Source organism: Myxococcus sp. AM009, assembly GCF_013372605.1.
Classification (GTDB): domain Bacteria; phylum Myxococcota; class Myxococcia; order Myxococcales; family Myxococcaceae; genus Myxococcus; species Myxococcus vastator.
Genome location: NZ_JABXEP010000286.1, coordinates 1 through 4,502, shown reverse-complemented (window position 1 = coordinate 4,502; position 4,502 = coordinate 1). Strand labels below are relative to the sequence as shown.

The 4,502-nt window shown below is 72.7% G+C and carries 2 protein-coding genes; one reads left to right on the top strand and one right to left on the bottom strand.

Annotated features, from left to right (window positions below):
• Positions 1–2,123, top strand: a 2,123-nt coding sequence (locus tag HV824_RS34915) for a tenascin-X (protein WP_176425201.1), incomplete at its 5' end; no start/stop codon positions are given.
• A gap of 908 nt (positions 2,124–3,031) precedes the next feature.
• Here the strand turns inward: HV824_RS34915 and HV824_RS34910 are convergent.
• Positions 3,032–4,502, bottom strand: a 1,471-nt coding sequence (locus HV824_RS34910; protein WP_255208591.1) for a lipopolysaccharide assembly protein LapB, incomplete at its 5' end; no start/stop codon positions are given.

Here is a 4,502-nt window from a genome sequence, read left to right as displayed (position 1 = left end):
GTCGGGACACACCGTCCCTGTCGGGGGCGGTGGGGCGGTTGCGGTTGTCGGCGCGGCGCGTGGACTTCCCGCCCGCCTACCCGGGCACCCGGCGGGAGGCCGAGGTCCGCGTGGTGAATGGCGGTCGGGCTCCGTTGGACGTCACGTGGACGGACGTGTCGGCGCCCTTCTCGTTGGGGGAGGCGCTGCCGGTCCGGGTGCTGGCGGGAGAGGTGCCGGTGCGCCTGCGCTTCGCGCCCGAAGCCGAGGGGCGCTACGAGGTCATCCTCACCGGCACCGCGTCGGACGGTGGCCAGGTGCGGCTGGTGCTGGCGGGCGAGGCGAAGCCGGTGCCGGAGTGCTTCACGCCCGTGACGTGCGCGGCGGCCACCTTCGACCTGGTGACGGAGCGGTGTGTGGAGTCGGTGTTGCCGGACGGCACCGCGTGTGCGCCGGGCAATGCCTGCATCACCGGCGCCACCTGTCAGGCGGGCCGCTGCCGGGGCGAGGAGCGCCCCTGTGACGACGGCGACGCCTGCACCACGGACGTGTGCCACGTGCTGGACGGGTGCCAGTCCGTGCCGGCGCCGCCGTGTCCAGCGACGGGGCCGTGTCAGGTGGGGACGTGCGACCCGCGGATGGGATGCGCCACGGCCCCCGTGCCGGACGGCACACTGTGCGGCGCGGCCCAGGGCACCTGCGAGGACGCGGACGTGTGCCTGGACGGGGCCTGCGTGAAGCGCGATTTGCCGGAGGGCTTCCTGTGTGAAGCGGCCAGTCCGTGTCAGGCGTCGGGGCACTGCCGCGGCGGCGTGTGCGCTCGGCCCGCGGCGCGACCCCTGAAGGTGGATTGGGAGCACGACGCCCGGGCGGGAGGAGCGCAGCTGCAGGACCTGCTGGTGGGGCCGGAAGGGGACGTGACGTTGTCGGGCTTCTACGGCACGCCCGTGCTGGACGCGGCGGGCGAGGCTCCGGTGCGAGCCTCCCACCCGGCGCGGCGCTGCATGCTGTGGAATGACCGGCTCCTGTGCATGGACATGCCGATGGACGGGACGGTGTCGCTGCTGGAGCGCGACACGGGGGCGCCGCGGTGGACCTTCACCCTGGCCGACGCACGGCCGGACTTCCGGGAGAGGACGCAGACGCTCTTCCTGGCGCGGCTGGCGGTGATGGCGCCGGACCGGCTGGCGGCCCTCTTCGAGGCCTACCCCACGGACCAGCGGCGCGACACCGCGTGCCGCCTGTACTTCCTGGTGGTGCTGGATGCCTTCGGCCACATGGTCTCCGCGCGCGAGCTGACGGACCCGCTGCTCGCCGAGTGCGACCACCCGCACCCGTATGGCCTCGCCTCGGACGCGGTGGGTGACCTCTACGTCGCCTTCGCGCCCACGCTGAACAGGGGGGCGCCGCTGGCGTCGGGGACGCCCACGTTGTTGATGGCCTTCTCCTCGGAGGGGGTGCCGCGCTGGCGGAGGACGGAGCCCCTGCGCGCGGGTGAGCTCGCGGTGGTGGACGGGCTGCTGCTGCCTGAATGGGGCGTCCAGGCGTTGAGCACCCGGGATGGGACACCGGTGGGGTCGTCCCTTGAGCAGCAGCTCGGCCGCGCGGTGGCCACTCGGGAGGTGGTGGTGCCCAGCGCGCCGGGCACCACGGTGAACGCGGGCGCGGACAGCCTGAGCGCCACGCCGGCCGCGACGCAGCTCAAGGGCTTCCGGCTTCCGGACCTGGGGCTGGCGTGGCTGTACTCGCTGAAGGAAGGCCAAAGCCTGACGACCAAGGAGCTCCGGATGGGCACCTGGCCCAGGGGCGCGGGTCTTCCGCCCGAGACGCTGGTGCTGACGCACGCGGTGGCGGCTGACCACCAGCGGTTGCTGGTGGGCGTGCGCGCGCGGGATGGGGCGGAGGCCTTCCAGTGCCCGCTCGACTACGCGCCGCGCACGGTGCCGCAGTTGATGGAGCTGGGGCCGGGCGCCCTCTACTTGATGGACGGGGCCCTCGGTTGTGGCGAGTGCGACCCGCCCTTCGCCACCAGCCAGCCGCGCTTCATGCGCTTCCCCATGCCGGGGTTGCTGCCCGCGAACGCGCCCTGGCCTGGCACTTTCGGAGGACCGGGGCACGGGCACCATGAGAACGCGGTGCACTGAGCGGCGCGGCGCTTCACTGTGGAGAACTTGTGGGCGGGGCTCAGATGAGATTTCCAGCTTTCTAGACCTGACCCGTCGTTCAACTTGGAATGGGCTGGCAATACCTTGAGCTTGCCTTTGCGCGAATCCCTCTCGCGCGGGCGCTCGGAGCTTCCCGTCCATGTCCAAGCTCCGGCCGGGGGCCTTCGCCTCGGTGGGGCTGAGGGTGGACAATGCGTGCTGACGCTCCGCTACACGCCGCGCGAGGCAACCTCCCCCGCGTGGGGAGAAGCGTCGAGCGATGAGCGCCCACGCCCTCCAGACGCTCCTCCGCTCTCTGTTTCAGGGCCCGAGGTGCACCCACGGCGATTGCGCCGCAAGGGGCCACGTCACGATGTCACGGAAGCCGGGCCTGGCACCGTGTCTGGAGCTGTTGGAGGTAGGGAGCGGAGTGCCTTCATCGGGATGCGCGCTCGGCCATGGAGTTCGGCGGCGAGCGCGGCAGGCCACTCGCGCGCCGGGGTAGCGGTTTCCCGCATACCGCGCTGCTTCCTGAGCACCCTGAAAGGAATTCAGTCTTCACGGCGCCTGCTCACACTCGACGTGAATGCGCAACTGCTATGGGTCCTCACCACACCCGGCCTGTCACGGTGCTTGCGGGAGTCAGGACCCGACGGGTGGACAGGCCACGCGCAGCCGATATTCTTCGCCCACCGTAGCGTTGGAGTTCGTGGACGGTATTCCACGGTGCCCACGCGCAGGCCGCTCGGGAAGCAACCCCCTTGTTCCCGGCGCTCGCGTGGAAGGAGTGCGGTTGCCCGGACGACCTTGGAGGTCCGGCGTGCGGCGGCTTCGTGGCATCGTGGGGGGCCCGCTCGGGCCCCGGGTGGCAGTCTCCCGGGGCCCGAGAGACCTCGTCCCTGCCGCCGCTACGGTGAGGGGGTCTCCGCCGCCTGGTTCGCTTCCACGCGCGTGAAGGACAGCAGGTAGGCGGGCTCGTCTCGCGTGCTCGCCTGTATCAACTCCTCCGTCAGCGCATGCAGGGGCCAGCGGTCCATGGACGCCTCGCGGAAGAGGGCCACCGCGCCTTCCAGCGCGCCGATTCGCGCCAGCGCCTGCTCGCGTCCGGCCTCGTCGCCCAGCTCCTGGGCGCCGCCGCGGATGAGCTGCAGGCCCACCATGCGCTCCACCATGGTGGGTTGTTCGGCCATGCGCGCGCCAATGTCGCGGGTGATGCGGCCCAGCCGCTTCCGGTCCTCGGGGGACAGCGCGCCCCGCGTGCCCACGTTGCGCGTGCGCAGCACCCACGAGCCCCGGTCCGTCACGCTGTGGGCCGCCACCGCCATCGCCGTGGCGCTGACATCCGGCACCCCCGAGCCCTCCAGCAGCTTCCGGGCCTCCTCGTACGTGCGGGTGAAGACGCCCTCGCGCCACACGGGCAGGGCGGCCACCTGCTCCAGGCGGTCCATCTCCGCCGCGCTCATCTCCGAGCCCGGCTCCGTGTCTCCCAGGAGCAGCAGCAACTGGAGCTGCATGGCGCGCGGGTGCGCGGCCGCCAGCGCCTCCAGCTTCTGGCGGAACACCGCGCGCGCTTCGTCATGGGAGGACTGCGGCAAGGCCTCGCCCCGGAGCACGTCCATCACCGCCACGAAGAGGGACGGGTCCTCCAGCCGAGGCACCTGCCGCAGCAGGAAGAGCGCCTTGTCCGCGTCCAGTCGCGGGCTGCCCAGGGCCAGCATCAGCCTCACGTCGTCCGACGCGGCGCGCTCCCAGGCGGCCTTCGCCGCGGCGGCGATGGCCGGGTCGGGCGGCAGCGGCGTGGCGCCGGGGAGCAGCGCGCTCTGCTGGAAGTCGGGCTGGCCCAGGTCCACCCAGGCCTGGCGGAACGCCTGCTGCCAGTCCATGCCGCTCCCGCGCCGCAGCTCGTACAGCCGCGCCAGCAGCTTTGCTTCCGAGGCGCCCGGCGCGGCCGCCTCCAACCGCCGGAGCGCGTCGCGGGCCTCGGTGTCCTGGCCTTCCTCCAGCGCGAGGCAGGCCTTCACGAGGAGCGCCGGCGCGTGCTGGGGCGAAAGCTTCAGCGCGGCCGCCAGCGCCTCGTGCGCCTGGACCCGCTGGCCCGTCGCGGCGGCCCGAGCGGCGCGGTCCGTCTGGACCAGCACCTCCATGGGCGCCTGGGACTTCGCTTGGGGCGTCTCGTGCGTGTGGTCCGCGTGGGACTCGCCATGCGCCTCGTGCGTGTCCCGTGGGGTGGAACCGGGCGATGAAGGCCGTGGGTTCCACAGGAAGAGCCCTCCGGCCAGCACCGCCACGCCGACGCCCGCGCCTCCCCACAGGACCTTGCCGCGTCGCCGGGGCACGGGGGCGCTATCGGAGGAGGAAGGGAGGGGAGGCGTCATCGGG